The organism is Streptomyces sp. NPDC002156, from assembly GCF_053593675.1.
Window position 1 is genome coordinate 1 of the sequence record NZ_JBSFDA010000180.1, and the last position, 20,527, is coordinate 20,527.

The 20,527-nt window shown below is 69.3% G+C and carries 18 protein-coding genes and 1 pseudogene; 11 read left to right on the plus strand and 8 right to left on the minus strand.

Going from position 1 to position 20,527, the window contains the following annotated elements; all coding sequences use genetic code 11:
- The 3 genes and pseudogenes from ACWCRB_RS41700 to ACWCRB_RS41710 all read right to left on the minus strand — a co-directional run.
- Positions 1 to 121: pseudogene (locus ACWCRB_RS41700) on the minus strand (type I pantothenate kinase); the annotation flags it as partial.
- A 100-nt stretch (positions 122 to 221) separates the two neighbouring features.
- Positions 222 to 1,496 carry an FG-GAP repeat domain-containing protein gene (locus ACWCRB_RS41705; RefSeq protein ID WP_451001050.1) on the minus strand — a complete coding sequence of 425 codons (1,275 nt, stop codon included), beginning with the start codon at positions 1,494 to 1,496 and terminating at the stop codon, positions 222 to 224.
- Positions 1,460 to 1,645 carry a hypothetical protein gene (locus ACWCRB_RS41710; protein ID WP_451001066.1) on the minus strand — a complete coding sequence of 62 codons (186 nt, stop codon included), beginning with the start codon at positions 1,643 to 1,645 and terminating at the stop codon, positions 1,460 to 1,462. The genes ACWCRB_RS41705 and ACWCRB_RS41710 overlap by 37 nt, the downstream gene beginning before the upstream one ends.
- Between ACWCRB_RS41710 and ACWCRB_RS41715 the strand changes: the two genes are divergently transcribed.
- The 5 genes from ACWCRB_RS41715 to glmS all read left to right on the plus strand — a co-directional run bounded on the left by ACWCRB_RS41715 (position 1,623) and on the right by glmS (position 7,801).
- Positions 1,623 to 3,284: a polymorphic toxin-type HINT domain-containing protein gene (locus tag ACWCRB_RS41715; protein ID WP_451001065.1), complete on the plus strand. Its 1,662-nt coding sequence runs from the start codon at positions 1,623 to 1,625 to the stop codon at positions 3,282 to 3,284. The genes ACWCRB_RS41710 and ACWCRB_RS41715 overlap by 23 nt on opposite strands.
- The gene (locus ACWCRB_RS41720) at positions 3,281 to 3,691 is read left to right on the plus strand and encodes a hypothetical protein (RefSeq protein ID WP_451001051.1); all 411 of its coding nucleotides are present in this window, start codon (positions 3,281 to 3,283) and stop codon (positions 3,689 to 3,691) included. The genes ACWCRB_RS41715 and ACWCRB_RS41720 overlap by 4 nt, the downstream gene beginning before the upstream one ends.
- 290 nt (positions 3,692 to 3,981) lie before the next feature.
- Positions 3,982 to 4,629 (plus strand): hypothetical protein, encoded by a 648-nt coding sequence (locus ACWCRB_RS41725; RefSeq protein WP_451001052.1) that lies wholly within the window; start codon positions 3,982 to 3,984, stop codon positions 4,627 to 4,629.
- Between the two features lie 409 nt (positions 4,630 to 5,038).
- On the plus strand, positions 5,039 to 5,836 hold the full coding sequence (locus ACWCRB_RS41730; protein WP_451001053.1) for a hypothetical protein: 798 nt from the start codon (positions 5,039 to 5,041) through the stop codon (positions 5,834 to 5,836).
- A 117-nt stretch (positions 5,837 to 5,953) separates the two neighbouring features.
- Positions 5,954 to 7,801 (plus strand): glutamine--fructose-6-phosphate transaminase (isomerizing), encoded by a 1,848-nt coding sequence (glmS, locus tag ACWCRB_RS41735; protein WP_451001054.1) that lies wholly within the window; start codon positions 5,954 to 5,956, stop codon positions 7,799 to 7,801.
- Here the strand turns inward: glmS and ACWCRB_RS41740 are convergent.
- The gene (locus ACWCRB_RS41740) at positions 7,762 to 7,995 is read right to left on the minus strand and encodes a DUF397 domain-containing protein (RefSeq protein ID WP_235475477.1); all 234 of its coding nucleotides are present in this window, start codon (positions 7,993 to 7,995) and stop codon (positions 7,762 to 7,764) included. The two genes, glmS and ACWCRB_RS41740, sit on opposite strands and share 40 nt — an antisense overlap.
- Positions 7,992 to 8,843 carry a helix-turn-helix domain-containing protein gene (locus tag ACWCRB_RS41745; RefSeq protein WP_451001055.1) on the minus strand — a complete coding sequence of 284 codons (852 nt, stop codon included), beginning with the start codon at positions 8,841 to 8,843 and terminating at the stop codon, positions 7,992 to 7,994. The genes ACWCRB_RS41740 and ACWCRB_RS41745 overlap by 4 nt, the downstream gene beginning before the upstream one ends.
- A 205-nt stretch (positions 8,844 to 9,048) precedes the next feature.
- Between ACWCRB_RS41745 and ACWCRB_RS41750 the strand changes: the two genes are divergently transcribed.
- The 4 genes from ACWCRB_RS41750 to ACWCRB_RS41765 all read left to right on the plus strand — a co-directional run bounded on the left by ACWCRB_RS41750 (position 9,049) and on the right by ACWCRB_RS41765 (position 11,602).
- Positions 9,049 to 9,492, plus strand: coding sequence for an ATP-binding protein (locus tag ACWCRB_RS41750; protein WP_451001056.1), 444 nt, complete (start codon positions 9,049 to 9,051; stop codon positions 9,490 to 9,492).
- A 71-nt stretch (positions 9,493 to 9,563) separates the two neighbouring features.
- Entirely contained in the window at positions 9,564 to 10,397 is an 834-nt protein-coding gene (locus tag ACWCRB_RS41755) for a hypothetical protein (protein ID WP_451001057.1), read from the plus strand.
- A 60-nt stretch (positions 10,398 to 10,457) separates the two neighbouring features.
- A complete protein-coding gene (locus tag ACWCRB_RS41760) occupies positions 10,458 to 10,985 on the plus strand; it encodes a hypothetical protein (protein ID WP_451001058.1) in 528 nt (175 codons plus the stop codon).
- Positions 10,982 to 11,602, plus strand: coding sequence for a hypothetical protein (locus ACWCRB_RS41765; RefSeq protein ID WP_451001059.1), 621 nt, complete (start codon positions 10,982 to 10,984; stop codon positions 11,600 to 11,602). Before ACWCRB_RS41760 ends, ACWCRB_RS41765 begins: the two co-directional genes overlap by 4 nt.
- A gap of 16 nt (positions 11,603 to 11,618) precedes the next feature.
- On the opposite strand, the gene ACWCRB_RS41770 is transcribed toward ACWCRB_RS41765, so the two are convergent.
- Positions 11,619 to 13,217: a M16 family metallopeptidase gene (locus tag ACWCRB_RS41770; protein ID WP_451001060.1), complete on the minus strand. Its 1,599-nt coding sequence runs from the start codon at positions 13,215 to 13,217 to the stop codon at positions 11,619 to 11,621.
- An 11-nt stretch (positions 13,218 to 13,228) separates the two neighbouring features.
- Entirely contained in the window at positions 13,229 to 14,212 is a 984-nt protein-coding gene (locus ACWCRB_RS41775; protein ID WP_451001061.1) for a hypothetical protein, read from the minus strand.
- Positions 14,213 to 14,319: 107 nt separating this feature from the next.
- Here ACWCRB_RS41775 and ACWCRB_RS41780 point away from each other — a divergent pair, with 107 nt between their 5' ends.
- Positions 14,320 to 14,691, plus strand: coding sequence for a holo-ACP synthase (locus ACWCRB_RS41780; RefSeq protein WP_451001062.1), 372 nt, complete (start codon positions 14,320 to 14,322; stop codon positions 14,689 to 14,691).
- 27 nt (positions 14,692 to 14,718) lie between these two features.
- Here ACWCRB_RS41780 and ACWCRB_RS41785 read toward each other — a convergent pair whose 3' ends face one another.
- Positions 14,719 to 18,762 carry an NACHT and WD repeat domain-containing protein gene (locus ACWCRB_RS41785; RefSeq protein WP_451001063.1) on the minus strand — a complete coding sequence of 1,348 codons (4,044 nt, stop codon included), beginning with the start codon at positions 18,760 to 18,762 and terminating at the stop codon, positions 14,719 to 14,721.
- Positions 18,763 to 18,951: 189 nt separating this feature from the next.
- Here ACWCRB_RS41785 and ACWCRB_RS41790 point away from each other — a divergent pair, with 189 nt between their 5' ends.
- Positions 18,952 to 20,463 carry an NAD(P)H-hydrate dehydratase gene (locus tag ACWCRB_RS41790; RefSeq protein WP_451001064.1) on the plus strand — a complete coding sequence of 504 codons (1,512 nt, stop codon included), beginning with the start codon at positions 18,952 to 18,954 and terminating at the stop codon, positions 20,461 to 20,463.
- Positions 20,464 to 20,527 lie beyond the last annotated feature (64 nt).

The following is a 20,527-nucleotide window of genomic DNA, read 5'->3' on the forward strand; positions in this document are numbered from 1 at the left end:
TCTCGACCTCCTCGGCGGTGAGGGGGAGCGGCGTCTTGTCGCGCAGCGCACTCCACTCGGCACGGGTGAGGTCGACGTAGGGAGTCGCCTCCGGCCGCTGCCGGTGGGCGCTCCGGGGCATCGAGGAGACCGGAGAGATCACAGTCCATTGTTACGGGAGTGTGGACGGGGTGGGGGGTGGGGTGCGTCACGCCACCCCCCACGTCCATGTTTCCGGCTGGTCAGCCGACCGCCCCCTTCTCCGTCCAGCCGCTGCTCACCACCGTCGTGTACGCGCCGACCGCCGTCTTGCCGCCCCGGTAGAAGCGGACCGTGCCCAGGTCGTCGTTCATGACCGCCCACATGTCCGGGATGCCGTCCAGGTTGACGTCCGGGCCGCCCATCAGCAGCCGGACGTTCGATGTCGTCCAGCCGGAGGCCGCGTACTCGGTGTCCGAGCCGTTCAGCGAGCTGGTGGAGACGGCGAGCGAGTCGAGGGAGGTGCCGCCGGCGCCGTCGGACGTGCCGTAGCGGAGGAGGAGGCGGCCGGAGGGGACGCTGCGGTAGAGCAGGTCGACCTCGCCGTCCGCGTTGTGGTCGCCGAGGGAGACCAGGTCGCGGTCGGCCCAGGCGGCGGCTTCGTTCTGGAGGACGGCGCGGGAGAACGTACCGCCCGTGTAGCCGAGGAACGCCCAGTACTGGTTCCCGGCCAGGGCGAACAGGTCGGGCCGCTTGTCGTTGTCGATGTCGCCGACGGCGAGGATCTGGTCGAGGTCGGCGGGGTCGGGGGCGCCGGAGGGCAGCACGATCTCCGTCTGCCGGTTGATGTCGACGCTGCCGTAGCCGTCGCCCGGGTAGACGTAGAGCTTGCCGTCGGGCATCCGGGCGATTAGGTCCTGGATGCCGTCGCCGGGCAGGAAGTCGCCGTTGTGGGTGATGAGCGCGCCGGTCCAGTAGCCGTCGTACGCGTCGTCCTCCGCGAGGACCGCGCCCTCGTCGTGCGCGGCCGGGAGGGAGGCGTGGATGTCGCCGTTGCTGGGGGCCGGGTAGAGGCGCAGGTCGTCGAACTGGTCGATGACGAACAGGTCGGGCTTGGCGTCGCCGGTGACATCGCCGGGCGCGTCGGCGGTGTCGCGCGGCTTGACGTAGAACACGTACTTGAACGCCTCGGAGACGTTGGAGGCGGCGTCCACGGCACGGACGTACAGCACGTTGGGCCCCGCGGAGGGCGGGGTGAGCGTGGCCGTGGCGGTGCCGCCCGCCGTGGCCGGGGTCGCGCTGTGGTTGAAGGTGCTGTTGTTGTACGAGAACTCGTACTTCACGGTGTCCTTGCTGCCCTGGGCGTCGAAGGTCGCCGCGCCGCCGGTGCCGAACGGGGCGCTGCTCCAGACGGCGCCCGTGCCGGGGAGACCGTCCTCTACCTGGGCGACACGACGGTAGCGCGGACGGCGAGCGGCACGGCCGCCTACACGGAGCGGTACTACGCCCAGCCGGGCGCCCCGGCGGTCATGCGGCACGCCCAGGGCAACGCCACGACGTCGACGCTGCACGCGCAGATCACCGACCAGAACGGCACGGCGTACGCGGATGTGTCCCTGGCGGCGGGCAACGCGGTGGTCTTCTCGCGCACGGATCCGTTCGGGGTGCGGCGGGGTGCGGAGTCCAACGGGTGGCGTTCGCACGAGGGTTACATCGGGGGCGGTGACGACGCGTCGAGCGGTCTGGTGCATCTGGGGGCGCGGGAGTACGACCCGTCGACGGGCCGGTTCCTCTCGGCGGATCCGGTGCTGGACCTGGCGGACCCGGTGCAGATGAACGGGTACGTGTACTGCGAGAACAATCCGGTCACGTACGCGGATCCGTCGGGGCTGGCGTCGGATGCCGGTGGGGGCGGGGGTGGCGTCAGCAGCGACCCGTCGGCCTCGGAGGTCGCGGAGGCGCGCAGGACGATCGACACGTCGGTGTCGCAAGTCATCCTGTCCATGGGCGGGGAGATGCTGAAGGAGTTCGTCGGCTGGAAGGAGATCAAGAACTGCTTCTCGAGTGGTGATCTGTGGTCCTGCGGCAAGATGATCGTCTCGGCCATCCCGTGGACCAAGTGGGGGAAGATCCCCTCAGTGCTGGCGACGGCGGGCAAGATCGCGAGGGCGATCATCGGGCTGAATGCCGCGAAGGCCAAGGCCCACAAGGTCATCGAGGCTGCGAAGAAGGCCGCGGAGTTGGCCCGCAAGGCCAAGGAGGCCAAACGCAAGGCCGCCGAACGGGCCGCACAGATCAAGAAGGCGGCACAGCAGGCCAAGACCAGAGCCACGAAGGCGGCGGCGAAGAAGACCGGCAACGCCGTCCAGAAGGCGAAGAAGACGATCGCCAAGGCCGGCGAGGCGATCAGGACCGGTTACCAGAAGGTCAGGGCCAAGCTGGGAGGCAGTTGCAAGACCAGCAACAGCTTTGTCTCCGGCACGCTCGTCCTGATGGCCGACGGCACCACCAAACCCATCCAGAACGTCACCAACGGCGACAAGGTCCTTGCCACCGACCCCGAAACCGGCGAAACGGCCGTGGAAACGGTCACCGCCGAAATCACCGGCGAGGGCGTCAAACACCTCGTCAAGGTCACCATCGACACCGACGGAGACAAGGGCGACGCCACGGCCTCGGTGACCGCGACCGACGGCCACCCCATTTGGGTCCCGGAACTCGACGACTGGATTGATGCGACGGACCTGAAGTCGGGCCAGTGGCTCCAGGCCGGCGCCGGAACGTACGTCCAGATCACGGCGGTTGAGCGGTGGACGGCCCAGCAGGCGACAGTCCACAACCTCACCGTCAGCGACGTGCACACGTACTATGTGCTGGCGGGCGAGGTCTCGGTCCTCGTCCACAACTGTGGTGGGTCACAACCCGGGCACTCCGAGCTTTGTAGGTGCGATCCGGAGAATCCCCGCAGTGAGGTCGTCTTGGACGCAGGCTCGTTCGAACAGGCCAGAAACCAGGCCATGGACATCGTGGGACCCATTGATACCGGTTCGTGGCAACGACGGCAGGGGACGATGGAGTCTGCGGTCGATACTTTTGGTAGGGATACGGGGTTCACTGCGACCAGTGGTGGGAATTACAGATCGTTCCGCCTGGACACCGACCCGAGAATTGGCACGCACATCAATGTGATGACGGGTAAGGGTGCGTTGGTTCGCAAAACGGCGATAAGGTTCCCCGGTGGGAGCATTTTGACTTGGCTGAGGCGGAACGTATGGCCGAAAGTAGTTCCTATGCGAGTCACCCGGAATACCTTCCGGACTTCATGAACGACCCCCGCGACGATGACGGTCGCCAGGTTGTGAAGTTGGATCTCGCCGAGAACCGTGGACTGACGGCAGCGAGCCTGAGCAGGTTTCCGGCCGCCAGGGGCGACGTAATCGACTTCGAATCTATTTCGTACGAAGACCGTCTCTGGTGGGACGACGAGGAGCATTGGACGAGGATGGCGGCAGAACTGCTTTCCTCGTACGTACAGCGGGGGGAGCGGATCGCCATCATCTGGGGAAATTATCTGATGCCGACCGTGACCATGCCTGCAGATGTCGCAGTGCGACACGCGCAGGACATCCTGGACGCCGGGCCACACTTCTGGATCCACCCACTTGGTGGTTCGGTGCTCATTGAATGCCTGATGGATGGGCAGGTGACGGTCGCGACGATTCCGTCCCCCTAGTGCTACGCCGATCGTTCACGTGACGTGATGATGATTGGACTCGTTGGTGGTGGATGGGCAGAGCGATTGCAAAGTTCGTTGATCGTGCGTTGACGGGTCAGTCGCTGATGGCGCAACGGAGAAAGTGAACGCAGTACATAATGAAGAGTTCTGGTATAGGTCGCCGCACTCGTAGCGGCGCCTTCGTAACCCTGGTTCTTCCCTTCGCGCTGGTCGCCGGATGTGGGAACTCCAGCGGTTCCGGCGGCGAGAGCGGCGCAAGCGCAGGGGGCGAGACTGCCGCCTCCGTTGTGAGTACCCCGAGTTCCCCGAGCGCGTCCGAGGCGCGGGCCGCCGCCGAGTTGGACAAGCTGGCCCTGGCGGAGAGTGATCTCAAGGGGTTTGCCGTCAGGAAGCTCAAGGCGGTCGAGGTGCTCACGCAGCATGACGTGCGTACGGCCGAGGAGGACTGCGCTCCGCTCAGCCAGGCCGAGTACGGGGTGGCCATGGGGGACCCGGTGGCCACCGCGCAGCGGCGGGTGACGTTCGAGTTCGACGCCGACGCGATCGCCGCCGCGGGCTCCGAGGAGGAGTTGGACGCGGTGTTCGCGACCAGCCATACCACGGTGACCCTCGCCTCGTACGACAGCCCGGACCAGGCTCGGGCGGTGCTCAAGGCGCTCAGGAGTGGACTTGCCACGTGTGAAGGCGGGTTCTCCTCGTTCGGCGTCGACAAGGTGAGTACGGACACCGCGCCGAAAGCGGGTGACGAGGCCGTCGCGTTCACCGTGACACCCGGTCAGGACGATGCCCTGGTAGGTCCGACGAAGGACGTGGTCTTCCGGCATGGCAGCACCATCGCCCAGTTCGGCACCGAAGACCCTTCCGCCACCGGACCCACCGACGACTTCGAATTTCCGACTGCCCTGATCGAGGCCCAGGAAGCGAAACTGGGCTGACGGTTCACAGTCGGAATCGAACCCTCCAAATGGCAGTGCGACGATGCCGGCCTCGTTTTGGTTGCGTGATTGCGGGATTTTTTTGTGTCGCGCGGGTGGTTTCGGTCATGGAGCTCGGTGTGGCTTTTCGGGTACTTTCTGCCGGAGTTGACCTGGGTGGGAGGCGTAGCTATTGCCCAACTTCTCTCCATTCTGGGCGGTATGCGGATTTCTCGGGTCGGGTCAATCAAGGCTCGATTTCAGGCAATCGATCACAGTGGCGTTGCGATCGGATATCGGCTGGTGCCTCTGTGAACTCCCGCTGTTTTCTGTTGCGTAAAGTGCGGATAAAGTGATGGCGCTTCGCTGGTTACCGCAAGGGTGACCGTGAGGTGCCGTCGGCGCTTCCTTGAAAGAGAGAGTTCTCGACGTGAGATCCACCGCTGTCCGCCGTACCGCCCTCGCCGCCTCCGCCGCTGCCCTGGCGCTTCTCGTCACCGCCTGTGGTGGTTCGTCCGACGACGGCTCCGGCGACAGCGCCAGCGACAAGGCCGGCGGCAGCAGCGAGAGCACCCAGGCAGGCAAGACGGCCGCCGGCAAGGCGCTCACCTCCGCCGACTTGACGAAGGCCGCCCTCGTGCAGGCCGACGTCAAGAGCGGGACCCTCACCGAGAAGGTGCCGGCGAAGGACGACATCGCGCAGGCCAAGGTGACGTCGGAGGACGCGGCTTGTGCGCCGCTGGCGTATCTCCAGGCCGGTTCCTACGTCGGCAAGCCGGCGGCCACGGTGAAGCGGACGTGGAAGGGCGATGCCGCGAAGCCCGCCGCCGGGGCGAGCGAGGAGGAGCAGTTCCTCGCCGCCCTCGACCTGGAGCAGGCCATCATCACGCTGGCCTCCTATGCGGACGGCGGGGCCGAGCAGGCGATGAAGGACCTGAACACGGCCGCCGAGAAGTGCGCCGCCGGGTTCTCCTACACGGTGGCCGGTACGGCGACCAAGGCCGCGAACGTGGTCACGACCGCGGCGCCCGAGGGAGCGGACGAGGCGCTCGCCCTGACGGTGAACGTGGACGCCGATGGCGTGAAGGCGCCGATGAAGGCCGTGATCCTCCGCAAGGGCGCCACCGTCGTCTACCTCCCCGCCGCCAACTTTGCCGCCGGGGCCACCGGCAAGGACTTCGACTTCCCCACGGAGCTCGTCGACGCGCAGCTGGCCAAGCTCAGCTGACCCACCGGGGTTCCGTTTCCGCCGGGGGTCCGCGTACCTCGTACCTCCGGCGGGAATTTCCGATATCGGGCACGCGGTGCACGAGCGTGGTGTGTGTTCGATCGTAGGCTGCGGGACATGTGCGGAATCGTGGGTTACGTGGGGTCGCAGTCGGCTCTCGACGTCGTGATGGCCGGGCTGAAGCGGCTGGAGTACCGGGGGTACGACTCGGCCGGTGTGGCTGTGCTCGCGGACGGTGGGCTGGCCGCCGCCAAGAAGGCCGGGAAGCTCGTCAACCTGGAGAAGCAGCTCGTCGAGCGGCCGTTGCCGAGCGGGGGCACGGGCATCGGGCACACCCGGTGGGCCACCCATGGCGGGCCCACCGACGCCAACGCCCATCCGCATCTCGACAACGCCGGGCGCGTCGCCGTCGTCCACAACGGGATCATCGAGAACTTCGCCTGTCTGCGGGCGGAGTTGGCCGAGCGTGGGCATGAACTCACCTCCGAGACCGACACCGAGGTCGTCGCGCATCTGCTCGCCGAGGAGTTCTCCGCGTGTGCCGATCTGGCGGAGGCCATGCGGCTCGTGTGCCGGCGGCTCGAAGGTGCGTTCACGCTCGTCGCCGTGCATGCCGACGAGCCGGACGTCGTCGTCGGGGCGCGGCGGAACTCGCCGCTCGTGGTGGGCGTTGGAGAGGGCGAGGCCTTTCTCGCCTCGGACGTCGCCGCGTTCATCGCCCACACGCGGTCGGCGATCGAGCTGGGGCAGGACCAGGTGGTGGAGCTGCGCCGCGACGGGGTCACGGTGACCGGCTTCGACGGCAGTCCGGGGGACGCGCGGTCGTATCACGTCGACTGGGACGTGTCGGCCGCGGAAAAGGGGGGCTATGACTACTTCATGCTCAAGGAGATCGCCGAGCAGCCCAAGGCTGTCGCCGATACCTTGCTGGGGCGTATCGACACGGCCGGCTCTCTGACGCTGGATGAGGTGCGGATTCCTGCGAGTGCGTTGCGGGAGGTCGAGAAGGTCGTGGTGGTGGCGTGCGGTACGGCATTTCATGCCGGGCTGATCGCCAAGTACGCCATCGAGCACTGGACGCGCATTCCGTGCGAGGTGGAGTTGGCGAGCGAGTTCCGGTACCGGGATCCGATTCTCGACGCGCGGACCCTCGTCATCGCCATCTCTCAGTCCGGCGAGACCATGGACACCTTGATGGCTCTACGCCACGCCCGCGAGCAGGGTGCCAAGGTGCTGGCCGTCTGCAACACCAACGGCTCGACGATCCCGCGCGAGTCGGACGCGGTGCTGTACACGCATGCGGGGCCCGAGGTTGCGGTTGCCTCCACCAAGGCGTTCCTCACGCAGTTGGTGGCCTGCTATCTGGTCGCCCTGTATCTGGGGCAGGTGCGCGGCACCAAGTGGGGTGACGAGATTCGGGCCGTCGTACGGGACTTGGCGGACATCTCCGGTGCGGTCGAGTGCGTACTGGACACCATGGAGCCCGTGCGCGAGCTGGCGCGTTCGCTCGCCGACAAGAACACGGTGCTGTTCCTGGGGCGGCATGTGGGGTATCCGGTGGCGCTGGAGGGTGCGCTGAAGTTGAAGGAGCTTGCCTATATGCACGCGGAGGGGTTCGCGGCGGGTGAGCTGAAGCATGGGCCGATTGCGTTGATCGAGGACGACGTGCCTGTGGTTGTCGTGGTGCCCTCGGCTCGGGGGCGGTCCGTCCTCCACGACAAGATCGTGTCCAACATCCAGGAGATCCGGGCGCGGGGTGCGCGTACGATCGTCATCGCGGAGGAGGGGGACGAGGCGGTGGTGCCGTACGCGGATCACTTGATTCGCATTCCGGCTACGCCGACGTTGCTTCAGCCGCTGGTGGCTACCGTGCCGTTGCAGGTGTTCGCGTGTGAGTTGGCGACGGCTCGGGGTAACGAGGTGGATCAGCCTCGGAACCTGGCGAAGTCGGTGACGGTGGAGTGAGTCGACTTCAGGGTGGCTAGGAACGGCGCGAAGGCTTCGGCAGGGAAGGTGAGGGTTGCCCTGGCGGGGGCTTTCGAGTCGCGGACGGCTATGTGGGTGAGGGAGTTGGCGATCTCCACGCAGTCGTCGCCGTCGCCGCCGGCGGAGTAGTAGGACTTCCGCCAGTTGTTGGGTGTTGCCTGAGACAGACTCACAGTTCTTTCGCCAATCTCTGGATGAGGGCACGTGACCGTTCCGGGGTGAGTGCCATGGCCTTTACCTCCTGGAAGCGGGCTCGGTACGTGGACAGTTGGTCTTCTGCGTCGACGTAGACCGCGCCGGTGGGGGTGTCGCGGATTACGGTGTCCAGTTTGGTCACGTCGCCGCCCAGGTAGGCCATGGTGCTGCTGCCCCAGGAGAAGCCCTCCAGGTCGAAGGGGATGACCCTCACGGTGATGTGTTCCGCGTCGGAGAGTTCCAGGATGCGGGTGAGCTGAGCGCGTGACGTGGTCCGGGTGCCGACCATGATGCGCAGTGCTGCCTCGTGGATCACCGCGTCGAGGGGGATGGGCGAGGGCCCGTCGATGATCACGCGGCGCGCCACGCGGTGGCGTACGCGCAACTCCAGTTGGTCCTCCGTGAGTGCGGGAATCCTCGTGGAGTACACGGCACGGGCATAGTCCTCGGTCTGTAGGAGGCCTGGTACGAACAGGATGGCCACGTTGTACTGAAACCGGGAGTGGTGATCCAGCTCGGACAGGTCCATGAACGGCGTGGACAACAGGCCCCGGTACTCCTCCCACCAACCCCGTGTCCGATCGGTGGCCATCGTGACCAGGGCGTTGATGAACTCCTCGTCCGTGCAGGCGTAGTGGGACGCGAGTCGGCGGAGTCGCTGCTCGCTCACGCCCGCGAGTCCGGTTTCGATGTGGCTCATCTGGACGCGATTCGCCCCAAGCAGTGCTGCTGCCTCGACGGCGCTGAGCCCTGCCGCCTCGCGGAGCCTGCGCAGCTCGATCCCCAAGCGCAGCTGACGCGCCGTTGGTTCGCGCCTCAGGACCATCCATTGCTCCTTGTTCAACACGCCTGCCGGTGCCGCTCGTTCGAGGCCAGATTACGCGATCGGGTTGCTCGGTATTACAGGTTAGACGTACCGTCGGTGATGCAACGTACACACTGCGGAAGCGCACCGCGCCGTCCTGCCATGACGGCCGCGACAATGCCACCGCCCGCTCGCCGCGCCCCCACCACCGAACGGGAGTTGACGCATGCCCGAAACCGAGACCGACCCCGAGTTCACCTCCGATCCCGACTCCTGGGAGTACTCCCTCTACGTCCCCAACGACCCCCGAGCCGTCACCGTCAGCCGCCGCACCCTCCGTCTGATCCTGACCATGCACGGACTCATCGGCCTCGTCGACATCGCCGAACTCCTCGCCAGCGAACTGGTTTCCAACGCCGTACGGCACACCAAGGGGCCCGCCGCCCTACGTGTGCGCTGGCGGGCCGGCGTACTCCGCATCGGGGCCTGGGACGCGGACCCTCGACCGCCGGAGCCGCCACGGGAGTTGGGGCAGCTTGGTCAGTCGGAGGAGGACGGGCGTGGGCTGGGGATGGTGGTCGCCTGTGCCGATCTGTGGGGGTGGCAGCCGTTGAGCCGGTTCGGGAATCGCGGCAAATTCGTGTGGTGCGAGCTGACTTCGGCGGCCTGAACGTTTTGCCGCTGCTCGAAAGAGTGAACGCATCTCGATTGCCCCGAACTCCTCCCTCCGCGAAGGCGACCGTGGACGCCGTCACCACGGACGTGACGGAGACCCGGCCGTTGGAACGGCGCGTCGACACCGTGCTGCGCATCGGTCCGTCCGACGGCGAGGACTTCCTGCTCGCCAGCGAGTCACAGTCCGGCAAGGTCGCGGGCAAGGAGCGGAGCTGGGCGTACTACGTCGGCTACCTTCAGGCGAAGTACGAACTGCCCGTACTGCTGCTCGTGGTCTGTCAGGACGCGGCCACGGCCAAGTGGGCGGCCGGTCCCTTCGACTGCGGCACGCGTGGCTGGACGGCTCTGCGGGTGTATCCACTGGTCGCGGGGCCGGACAATCTGCCGGTGTTCACGGACGTCAGGACCGTGGCGAAGAACCTCGCACTGGCCGCGCTCTCCGCCCTGGCGCACGCCCGCAGCTCTGAGTGCGCCGCCATACTGGAGGCGATCAGCAGCGCCCTTCAGGAACTCCAGGAGACCGACCCCGACACCGCCGAGTACTTCTTCGACTTCCTGGAAGTCACCCTGGGTAAGACACCAGCCGGAGAGAAATGGAAGGACATCATGTCGTTCGTCAGCTACTTCCCCGGCCGGGGCACGGTCCGTGAGACGGCCTATCTCGAAGGTGAGGCCAAGGGGGAGGCCAAGGGGGAGGCCAAGGGGGAGGCCAAGGGGATCCTGTTCGTGTTGGAGGTGCGCGGCATCCCCGTGTCGGCCGATGTGCGCGAACGCATCACGTCCTGCACAGATCTCGACCGTGTCGACGCCTGGCTGGAGCGGTCCCGCACGGTCGCGCGTGCGGAGGACCTGTTCGCCGAGGACTCGGAGGCTGCGCCGAGCGCTTCTGAACAGGAGTGATCGGCGGGCGATTTCCCCGCACCGTCAGCGATGTCAGTGCCCGCGCCTAGGGTGCTCCGCATGACCGACTGGATACACAATCCCTTTCCGGGCCAGGACGTGAACGTCGTCTTCGCCCGGCGTATGCCCCTCGGCGTGCTTACCCACGCACTGAACGCCCTGCACCGCGAACCCCTCGCGCACGGCGAGGCGAACGGGTGGGTGTGGGCGGTGCACGAGATGCACAACTGGGAGATCGAGGACTACGAGTCCGTCAACTACCGGGATCTGTGTCCGCGCGGCGTGGAGATCGTCGTGTTCGTCGTCGATCCGTGCAGTGCGAAGGCGTTCCCGCCCGACTTCGCGTACTACCGGGACGGCCGGTTCGTCCTCGGATTCAGTTTCGAGAGTATTGGGCAGCGGGTCGGCGACAACCCTGACTACCTGTCGGAGGAGCTTCTCGCCGCGAATCTCATCGGTCCCGATGCGGAGTACGACGGCCGTGACGATCACGAGCGCCTCGTGCGGACGATCGCCGACTTCTTCGAACTGCCTTCTCTGACCGTGGCCTCCCTGGCAGCCGCATCCTCCGGGGCGGTGGGAGAGTGAACTGGCTCGCCCCGAACAGGTTCGTCACCTTCTGCAAGGGCATGACCATGCCCACCGTGGCCGGCATCTTCGGCGAAGCGGGACGTCTTCCCCGTGCCTTCGGGGAGGCCGACGGGTGGGTATGGGTGATGCAGGACGCCTACGCCGGCCCGAGTTCGAGAGCGAGCGGCGGACAGGCCGCCTGGGAACTGGCACGGAGTATCACGGGTCGCAGGGGGCACATCCATTACGCCGAGCGCGCCAGTGATCCGGATCGCGTGGAGACCGTGTTCCTGGCCTCCACGCCCACGTGCACGTGCCCGCACGGGCAGAACTACATGGTCCCGCACTGTGCCGAGCACCCGTTCCAGTTCCTCTACAGCCGGGGCGGGTTCGAGCAGACGCTGTTCAACCTGGGTGGGCGCCGCGAGTCACGACGTTCCGGAGGCATGGCCGATCTGCTTGTGCGTGAGCTGCTGGACGCCGGGATCATCGGCCGGGACACGCCGAGGTACGACTCCGAGTCCGGCTTCAACGCCGATGGCGCTCACACCGTACGGATCATCACCGAACACTTCGGGCTCCCCTCACCGCCACTCGAATCACCGGCACTCGAACTCGGGCCCCGGCAGATCTAGCAGTCCGGGCCGATGTTCAGGCGCGGCCTCGCCGCAGAGTGGCGTACAGCCTGCGGGTCCAGGGCCGTCGGCGGGCGGACGGGACGTTCTCGTGGCGTTGAGGTTGGGGGATCTGTTCCGGGGCGCGTGGTGGCATGCGGACGATCGCCGTCGGCGGTACGGCCGCGTCCAGAGCCGCGATGCGGTCCGCGGTGATGCCCCGGTACAGCGTCGGTTCCACCGTGACCGAGAAGCCGTCCTGGCCCGTGAGGGTGCGGGCGCCGTCCGGGTGGGACGTCATTGCCGCGGTCGTTGTGCAGTGGACCGTCACCGGGCCGTCCGGTGTTGTCAGGGTTACGCCCTCCTCGCCGATCGTCAGGGCGATCTCGGGGTCCTCCAGGGACTCGTGGCGCGTGCCGGTCACCGTGTTCGTCGAGTACTGGGGGGCCAGGGTCAGGCCTGCCCACTCCGCGCCTCGGCCCGGTATCTGGAGCAGACCGTTCGTCCAGGCCTCGTGGGCGGCCTCGCGCAGGTCGGTGACCGTCAGCGCGGCCAGCTCGGCGCGGTGGTCGTCGGGGGAGAGGACGCGGTGGCCGAGGAGGACGTTCAGGGCGTACGACGGCAGCATCGCGGCGCCGAGGTCCGGGGCGTCGTACCGCTTGAGCAGCTTGGTGCGGGCCGAGTCCAGTTCGTGCTGTTCGATGCGGCCCGCGCGCAGGCGCGCGAACGTGTCGACGAAGCCGCCCACCACCGCGCCCTGCTTGTGCGGGAGGGCGTCGGCGTACGCGGTGAGGACGGCGTGGTCGGCGTCGCGCGGGGTGTAGTCGGCCTCCGCCGAGTACGAGTAGCCGCCCTCCTGCCGCAGGTCCTGGAAGAGCGCCCGCCCGAGCACCTCGGCGAGGACGGCGGCGGCCGTTGAGCGGCGTACGACCGCGTCGAAGACGACATGGCCGCCGGGGCCGTGGATGTACGCCGGTGTCACGGGGAGCGCGCTGGTCGCGGTGGGGGGTGGGGTGTGGCTGCCTGTGGGGAGGGTCAGGTCCAGGCCCTGGGGCACCGTGTCGCCGGTCAGCCACAGGACCGCGTTCTCCCGGGTGAAGTGGGTTCGCGCCCAGTCGCGGACCTCGTCCGCGGTGAGCCGCCAGGTGCCCAGCTCGTCGTAGGCCGTGAGGCCGTAGCCCTGGGCGCCGTAGCGCCACAGCGGGAGTTGGCGGTGTGGGCCCTGGCCACGGCCCGCCGCCTCCGTGCGCAGGATCTCCTTCTCCGTCTCCAGGCGCTCCAGCGGCAGGTCGCGCAGGGACGCGCAGACGTTGTTCAGGTGGGCTACCACCTCGTCCTCGCTGCCCGTGACGTGGAAGAGGGTGTACGTCGTTGCCGTCGCGCCGTTGTAGTCGTGGGGGCTGGACGAGGCCGACTTTCCTACGCGGTGCAGGGCCAAGTGCTCTACGAGGTGGGTGATCCCGGCGGTGGCCAGGGTCTCGTCCGCTCGGCCCACGCGGAAGAACAGGCCCGCGGTGATTTCGGCAGTGGCCTTGCTGCGGGGCGACTGGAGGGTGTGGAGAGTGCGGATGCCCTGGGTGATGGTCGTGCCTATCAGGCCTGACAGCGGGGCGAGTTCGAAGGTTTCTGTGGTCATGTCCGTGCGCCTCAGATCGTCGCCGTCGCGGACTTGCGGTATTTGAGGAACGCCGTCGACGGGTCGGGTACGTACGACCACACGGACGCGTCGGCCCGGTCCCCGAGCGCGCCGAAGTGCAGCAGCGCGTCCTCGAAGTGGCCGCCCAGCGAGAACGCGAGCGCGAACGCGCTGTGCGCGCCGATGCCGTGGAAGCCCGGCCGGTAGTCCCGGTGCAGTACGGACACCCGGGCCGCGAAGCGCAGGTCGTCGCGGACCGGCACGCCCCGCAGGTAGGCGGAGGCGGCCATCGGCTCCAGGTCGGCGACGTGCTCCAGGTGCGCGAGCGCGACCAGTGCGCCGGAGTGCGAGCCGTCCGGGGAGGCGCTCGCCGCCCCGCGCGCGAAGTCGTGCGCCGTCTCCCAGGAGCCGCCCCACTTGGGGCACAGCTGCTGGAGGAGCTGCTGCTGCGCCGGGTAGTGGTGCGGTCGGTGGGCGGAGAGCCGGTCGTAGCGGCGTCGGACCTCGGCCTGGTCCAGCTCCAGGCCACGGGCGGTGAGCAGACGTACGGTCCAGGCGGGGGCGTACGCCGGCTGCTCCGCGCACACGTCGATCAGGATCTGCTCCGCCTGCCCCAACCAGTCGTGGAACCGGTCGAACTGTTCGCGCGAGACGCTGTCGGCGAGGGCGCCGGTACGGATGTCCCAGCCGATGCCGACGTAACGGTGGGCGAGAAGCGTGCGGGGCAGTGGCGCGGCCGGGTGCTCGGCCACCGCCTTGCGCAGCATGTCCTCCACGCCGGGGGTGTCGGCGACGATCCCCGACGCGAAGGAGATCTTCTCGGCCGAGTCGAGGGTCGAGAAATATGCCTGTACGGCCGTCCAGTCGGCGTTCGTCAGCGCGGTGCGCAGCGGGGCGAGTTCCGGCAGGGTGTCGTACGGGTCGAAGTACGGGGGACCGGACCCCGCGCTCGTTCCGCCGCCGCTGCCGGCCGCTCTGCCGGGCCTCCGGGTCATGGCTCCGCCCCCGCTGATGTCATGAACTTGGTGAAGTCGCCGCAGGCTAACAGGCGGCGAGTGGCGGGCGCGCGGGGAAAAGGGGTGCCCGCCGTAGGGTGCACGGCATGAGCATCATCGGAGTCGGCATCGACGTCGCCGAGATCGAGCGGTTCCGGGCCTCGCTGGAGCGGACGCCCGGGCTGGCCCAACGGTTGTTCCTGGAGGGCGAGTTGCTGCTGCCCAGCGGTGAGCGGCGCGGGGTCGCCTCGCTGGCCGCGCGGTTCGCAGCCAAGGAGGCGCTCGCCAAGGCGCTGGGCGCTCCGGGCGGGCTGCTCTGGACGGACGCGGAGGTCTGCGTCGAGGACAGCGGGCGGCCCTGGCTACGGGTGACGGGGACGGTGGCCGCGCGCGCGGAGGAACTCGGCGTGCGGTCGTGGCATGTGTCGCTCAGTCATGACGCGGGGGTTGCCTCGGCAGTTGTGATTGCCGAGGGGTAGGCCGTTCGCAGCGGACGGCGGGCTTCGTCACCTGCCGCACGGTGGGTCGTACGGCAGGTCCGGGGAGACGTACTTCCTCCACTGGGCCGGCGTCATCGCCGTGGACGTTGACGCGCAGAGGAGGGTGCGGGCCCTGGCCGGGTCGGTCTGCCAGAGGCGTACGGTGCCGTCCTCGCCGCCGGTGATCAGGGTGCCGGAGCGGGGGCTGAACGCCAGCGCCGAGACGAAGCCGCCATGGCCGGTGACCGGGAGGCCGTAGGCCGTGGCACGGGCCGGATCGGCGGTGTCCCACAGGCGGATCTGCCCGATGGCGTTGCCGCTCGCGAGCAGCCCTTCGCCCGGAGCGAAGTCGAGGCTGTGCACGATCCCGCCGGTCAGTAGCGGTTTTCCGACTGAGGTCGGGGCGGTCGGGCGGGACACGTTCCAGAGGCGGACGGTGCTGTCCCCGTTGCCCGTCGCTACGACCCGGGTCCGCGCGTCGGCGGCTAGGGCGATGACGATCTGGCCGGTGCCGACCTGGCCGGTCTCGGTGGGCACGGCGCCGTCCGCCGTTCGCCAGACGCGCAGAGTGCCGCCGTAGACCTCGCCCGTGTAGACGTAACCGCCCCGGGGCGCGGCGGCCACGGCCCGGACCGGCAGCAGGTGTCCGCCGAGCGGGCCGTCGCCGAGGGCGGTGGGGCGGGCCGGGTCGGAGACGTCCCAGGCGTGCAGGCTGCCGCTGAAACCGCTCTGCAGTTGCAGCGCGCCCGCGAGCAGCGTGTGCCCCGAGGAGTCGAAGGCCAGCCCGCCGACCGGTATCCCCACGCTCGGCCGCACCGCGCCGGTCTCCAGCGGGCGGGCCGGTGCCGACACGTTCCAGAGCCGGACCCCGCCGCCGAAGTCGCCGACGGCCAGCAGACGTTGCCCGCTCCGCCCCGGCCGGAAGGCCAGCGCGTTCACCGACGTACGGGAGTCGGGGAGCCGGCCGACAGGGGTGAGCCGGGACGGGTCGGAGACGTCCCACAGGGTGACGGACGGGCCGGAGGCCACCGCGAGCAGGTGTCCGTCGTCGGTCAGTGACACCACTTCGGCCGTGCTGCCGCCGGCGGTGACGGCGAGGGTCGGGGGCAGCCGCCACAGCAGGACTTTGCCGTCCCCGGCGCCGCTGGCGAGGGTGCGTCCGGTGCTGTCGAAGGACAGGCTGGAGACGTTGGCCGTGTGTCCTTGCAGGGCCGGGCCGAGCACCTTGGTCGTACTCGGGGCCCCGACGTTCCAGAGGTAGACGCTGCCGGAGTTCTCCCCGGTGGCGAGCAGCCGGCCGTCCGGGCCGAACTCGACCGACGTGGCCGGGCTGCTGAGGAAGAGCTGGCTCGCCACCTTCGGCCGGCGGGGCTGCGAGAGGTCCCAGACGACCACCTTGTTGTCGCTGCCCGCGCTGGCCAGCACCGGCCCGGCCGGGCTGAACGCGACATGGTTGACGACGGTGGAGTGGCTGCCCAGCTCCCCGCCCACGGCCTTCGGGCGGGCCGGGTCCGAGACGTCCATGAGCCGCAGCCGCTGGACGCGTGCGCTCCCCGGGGTCGTGCCGCCGCAGATGGCGAGGAGGGCGCCGTCCCGGCTGAAGGCGACGGACGAGGCATTCTGCCCGGGGACGGACGGGATGCTGCTCAGCCGCTGCGGTCGCCGTGGCTCCACGACACTCCACAGTTGCACCTCGCTGGACATCATGGCGTCGCCCGACTGGACGGTGCTGACGAAGGCCAGCGTCCGGCCGTCGGGGCTGAACCGGAGGAGGGGCAAGGATCCCTTCGAGACCTGGATCCAGTCCGAGAGCGGTACGGGGTGCGCGCCGTCGGAGACATCGAAGATCCGCAGGGCGCCGTCCCCGCCGCCCACCGCCAGCAGACCGCGCTTCGGGCTGTACACCGACGACACCCGGGTGCCCGCCCGGCCGGCGACCGGGGAGGCCAGCGGGGCCGGACGGGTCGGGTCCGCCGCGTTCCAGAAGCGCAGCGCGTCCCCGCCGGTGGCCAGCTGCCCCTTCGCGCCGAACGAGACCGAGTGCACGGCGCCGAAGTCCCCCGGCAGCCGCGTCGGCATCACCGCCCCCGCCTCCTGCATCAGCCGCGTCCGCAACGCCGCCGTCGGCCGCATCCGGTACGCCACCAGGTCGAGTTGGGCGGCGAGCGCGCCGTTCGTGTCGCGCTGGCGGTCCGCCTCCGCCGTGACCCGGTCGAAGACCGCGTTGTCGCGCTGCTTCAGGGCGTCCGCGCGGCTGTCGAGCGCGAACACCGCGAGCCCGGAGGCGAGCAGCGCCAGGACGGTGATGACGGCCACCGCGCCGCGCCGCAACAGCTTGCTACGGCGCTCGTACCGTTGGGACGCGCCGAGGAACTCGGTGACCAGCTCGGTGAGGTCCTCGTTGCCGTCGCCCACCGCCCAGGAGCGGGCCAGTTCGAGGCGCGCGCCCCGGTAGAGGGAGGCCGTGTCCTTGCGGCCGGCGTTCCTCCAGGCGACGGCCGCCTCCTCCAGCTCCTGCCTGACCGGTACACCTCCCTTGCCGAGCGCCGCGATCCAGGTGCGCAGGCGTGGCCAGGCCGTCAGCAGCGCCTCGTGGGTGATCTCGACGGTGGCCCGCTCACGCTCCACGCCCTGGGTGAGCAGCCGGGCGTGGGTGAACCGCTCGACCAGGTCCGGGACGGCCTTCGGGTCGGTGGTCGTCAGCAACAGGTCGGCACGGGTACGGCGGCGCCGGACCACTTCTCCGTTCTCGCCGATCCTGACGAGGCTGAGGAACAGCTGCCGGGCCGTCCGTCGATCGGCCGGGCCGAGCCTGTCGAACTCGGTGTCGGCGGTCGCCTTGACGGCGCCGTCGATGCCGCCGGTGTCACGGTAGGTGCCCACGGTCATGGTGTCGCCGTTGCGGTTCAGCCAGGTGACCCGCAACGCGTGCGCGAGCAACGGCAGCCGGCCGGCCTCGTACGCATCACCTGCGGCGGCGGCGGTGTCGGCGGCGGCGGTCTGGCGGGCGCTGCCGCGCAGATCGCCCAGGACGACGTCCACCAGTCCCGGCCCGAGCTTGAGCTTGCTGCGCATGGCGGGCCGGGTCACGGCCTGGCGTACGTCCTTGTCGGTCATCGGGCCGACGATCAGCTGGCGGTTCTCCAGGGCGTCGTGGAGGTGGGGATGGGCGACACAGGAGCCGTAGACATCGGCGCGCAGGCCATAGACGGTCAGGGCGACAGGGGCCTGCGGCGCGTCGGCGCCGGTCAGAGCCGCGAGTACGGCGACGAAACGCAGGCGGGCCGACTCGTCCTGGCAGAGGGTGAACAACTCCTCCAGCTGGTCCACGACCAGCAGCACCCGTGCGTCCGGCGGCAGCGCGAGCCGTTCCCGTACGAATCGGACGACGTGGTCCGGGCCGCTCTCCATCGCCGCCGCGACCACCGACTCCTCGGCCCTGGTGAGCAGGGCGAGACCGGTGGTGAGGGTGGCGAGCGGGGTGGCCGTGGGGGTCAGCAGCAGCTGGGGCCAGTGCTGTGAGCCGGACAGCTGTCCCTTGGCCAGCCCGGGCAGCAGACCGGCGCGCAGCAGCGACGACTTGCCCGCTCCGGACGGTGCGACGACCGCGAGCGGACGGTGGTCGCCCAGGGACCGGTCGAGCAGGTCGAACAACTGGCTGACCAGGGTCTTCCGGCCGAAGAACCACTCGGCATCGCCCCGTCCGAACGCGCGCAGCCCCGGATACGGGACGCCCTCGCCTCCTGCCGGGACGGTGGTCCGCTCGTCGTCGTCCTCGGCCCCGTGCTCGTCGTCGCCGGAGTGGTAGTGCTCGTGCAGGTGCTGGATCAGGTCGCCGTGGACGACGATCATGCTTTCCAGCGACTGGTAGACCCTGCCGTGTTCGGTGGCCCAGGCGTGCAGCTCCGCGCTGCTGACAGCCTTGGCGGGTCCGGCCTTGGCAGGTCTGGCGGCAGGCTCCTCGCCGGCTCTCGCGGACGTGCCTTCGGCGCCGGGGCCGGAGCCGGGGGCGGATTCGGGGGCGGATTCGGAATTCCGCGCGTCGTCCTCGGGATCCAGGTACGCCGTCATGAGGCGGCCACCCTCGTCGGCAACGCGGTCAGCTGTCCGTCCATGGGGATCCCCCGATTCCCTTGGCACATGCGTCGTGCCGTGTGTCGTGGGAAAAAGTGTGAAGATGCGAACGGTCCGTGACCAGACGGTCGCTGTATGGATTTGGTGAACACGGACGAATGGACGGCGGTACGGGAGACTCGGCGTATGCGAACTGCGTACAGCGTGGAGACGGTACGGGCGGCCGAGCGCGAGCTGATGGCACGGTTGCCGGAGGGTGCGCTCATGCAGCGTGCGGCTGCCGGACTGGCCGTCGCCTGCGGTCAGTTGATGGGGCGGGTGTACGGGACGCGGGTCGTCCTGCTCGTCGGCAGCGGTGACAACGGCGGCGACGCCCTGTACGCCGGGGCCCGGCTCGCCCGGCGCGGAGCGGGCGTGACCGCGGTACTGCTCGCGCCGGAGCGCGCGCACTCCGGGGGGCTTGCGGCGCTGCGGGGGGCGGGCGGGACAGTGGTGCGCGCCGGTGGGGATTCCGGTGGGGGGTTTGGGCCCGGTGGTGGGGCTGGGGGTGGTAATGGCGCTTTGGCGTGGGGTGAGGGGGTTACGAGGGTTGTCCGGCGGGCCGATCTCGTTGTCGACGGCATCGTCGGGATCGGTGGGCGGGGTGGGCTTCGGGACGATGTCCTGCCGTTGGTGGAGGCTGTGCGGGAGTCGGGGGCCGCTGTGGTCGCCGTCGATCTGCCGAGTGGGGTCGACGCGGACAGTGGTGAGGTGCGGGGGGAGGCGATTCGGGCTGATCTGACGGTGACCTTCGGTACGCACAAGCCCGGGTTGCTCATTGATCCCGCGCGCGAGTACGCCGGGACCGTACGGCTCGTCGACATCGGGCTCGGGGCTGTGCTGCCCGAGGCGGCCGAGCTGGAGGCGCTGCAACACGCGGACGTCGCCCGGTTGTTGCCGGTGCCCGGGGTCGAGAGCGACAAGTACCGGCGGGGCGTCGTCGGGATCGCGGCCGGGTCCGCGCGGTATCCGGGGGCCGCTGTGCTGGCCGTCGCCGGGGCGTTGCGGGGTGGGGCGGGGGCCGTGCGGTACGTGGGGCCGGCGGGGGATGCCGTGATCGCCCGTTTTCCGGAGGCGCTGGTGTCCGACCAGGGGCCGCGGGCGGCGGGGCGGGTTCAGGCATGGGTGGTCGGGCCCGGGGCCGGGGACGATGCCGGTGCTGTCGCCGAGGTGCTGGAGGCGGATGTGCCTGTGCTGATCGATGCGGACGGGTTGCGGTTGGCCGATCGGGAGGTTGTGCGGGGGCGGGGGGCGCCGACGCTGATGACTCCGCATGCGGGGGAGGCTGCGGCGCTGCTCGGTGTGGCTCGGGCGGAGGTGGAGGGGGCTCGGTTGGCGGCGGTGCGGGAGCTTGCGGCGCGGTATGGGGCGACTGTGCTGCTCAAGGGTTCGACGACGTTGGTCGCCGGGGTGGAGGGGGGTGCTGTGCGGGTCAACTCGACCGGTACGGGGTGGCTGGCTACCGCCGGTAGTGGGGATGTGCTGTCGGGGTTGAGTGGGTCGTTGTTGGCGGCGGGGCTTTCGGCGGTGGATGCGGGGAGTGTGGGGGCGTATCTGCATGGGTTGGCGGGGCGGTTGGCGGCGGAGGGGGCGCCTGTGGGGGCGCAGGGGGTTGCGGAGGGGGTGGGGAGGGCTTGGCGGGATGTTCGGGGTGGGTGAACGGGGATTGTTTTCGCCCCCGCCGCCCCTACCCGTCCCATCCTTCTGGGGGCTGCGCCCCCAG

Coding starts and splice junctions, on each gene's coding strand:
- ACWCRB_RS41760 (WP_451001058.1), top strand. CDS start 10,458: ATGACCGACTGGATACACAATCCCTTTCCGGGCCAGGACGTGAACGTC.
- ACWCRB_RS41770 (WP_451001060.1), bottom strand. CDS start 13,217: ATGACCACAGAAACCTTCGAACTCGCCCCGCTGTCAGGCCTGATAGGC.
- ACWCRB_RS41720 (WP_451001051.1), top strand. CDS start 3,281: ATGAACGACCCCCGCGACGATGACGGTCGCCAGGTTGTGAAGTTGGAT.
- ACWCRB_RS41790 (WP_451001064.1), top strand. CDS start 18,952: ATGCGAACTGCGTACAGCGTGGAGACGGTACGGGCGGCCGAGCGCGAG.
- ACWCRB_RS41780 (WP_451001062.1), top strand. CDS start 14,320: ATGAGCATCATCGGAGTCGGCATCGACGTCGCCGAGATCGAGCGGTTC.
- glmS (WP_451001054.1), top strand. CDS start 5,954: ATGTGCGGAATCGTGGGTTACGTGGGGTCGCAGTCGGCTCTCGACGTC.
- ACWCRB_RS41785 (WP_451001063.1), bottom strand. CDS start 18,762: ATGACGGCGTACCTGGATCCCGAGGACGACGCGCGGAATTCCGAATCC.
- ACWCRB_RS41775 (WP_451001061.1), bottom strand. CDS start 14,212: ATGACCCGGAGGCCCGGCAGAGCGGCCGGCAGCGGCGGCGGAACGAGC.
- ACWCRB_RS41750 (WP_451001056.1), top strand. CDS start 9,049: ATGCCCGAAACCGAGACCGACCCCGAGTTCACCTCCGATCCCGACTCC.
- ACWCRB_RS41745 (WP_451001055.1), bottom strand. CDS start 8,843: ATGGTCCTGAGGCGCGAACCAACGGCGCGTCAGCTGCGCTTGGGGATC.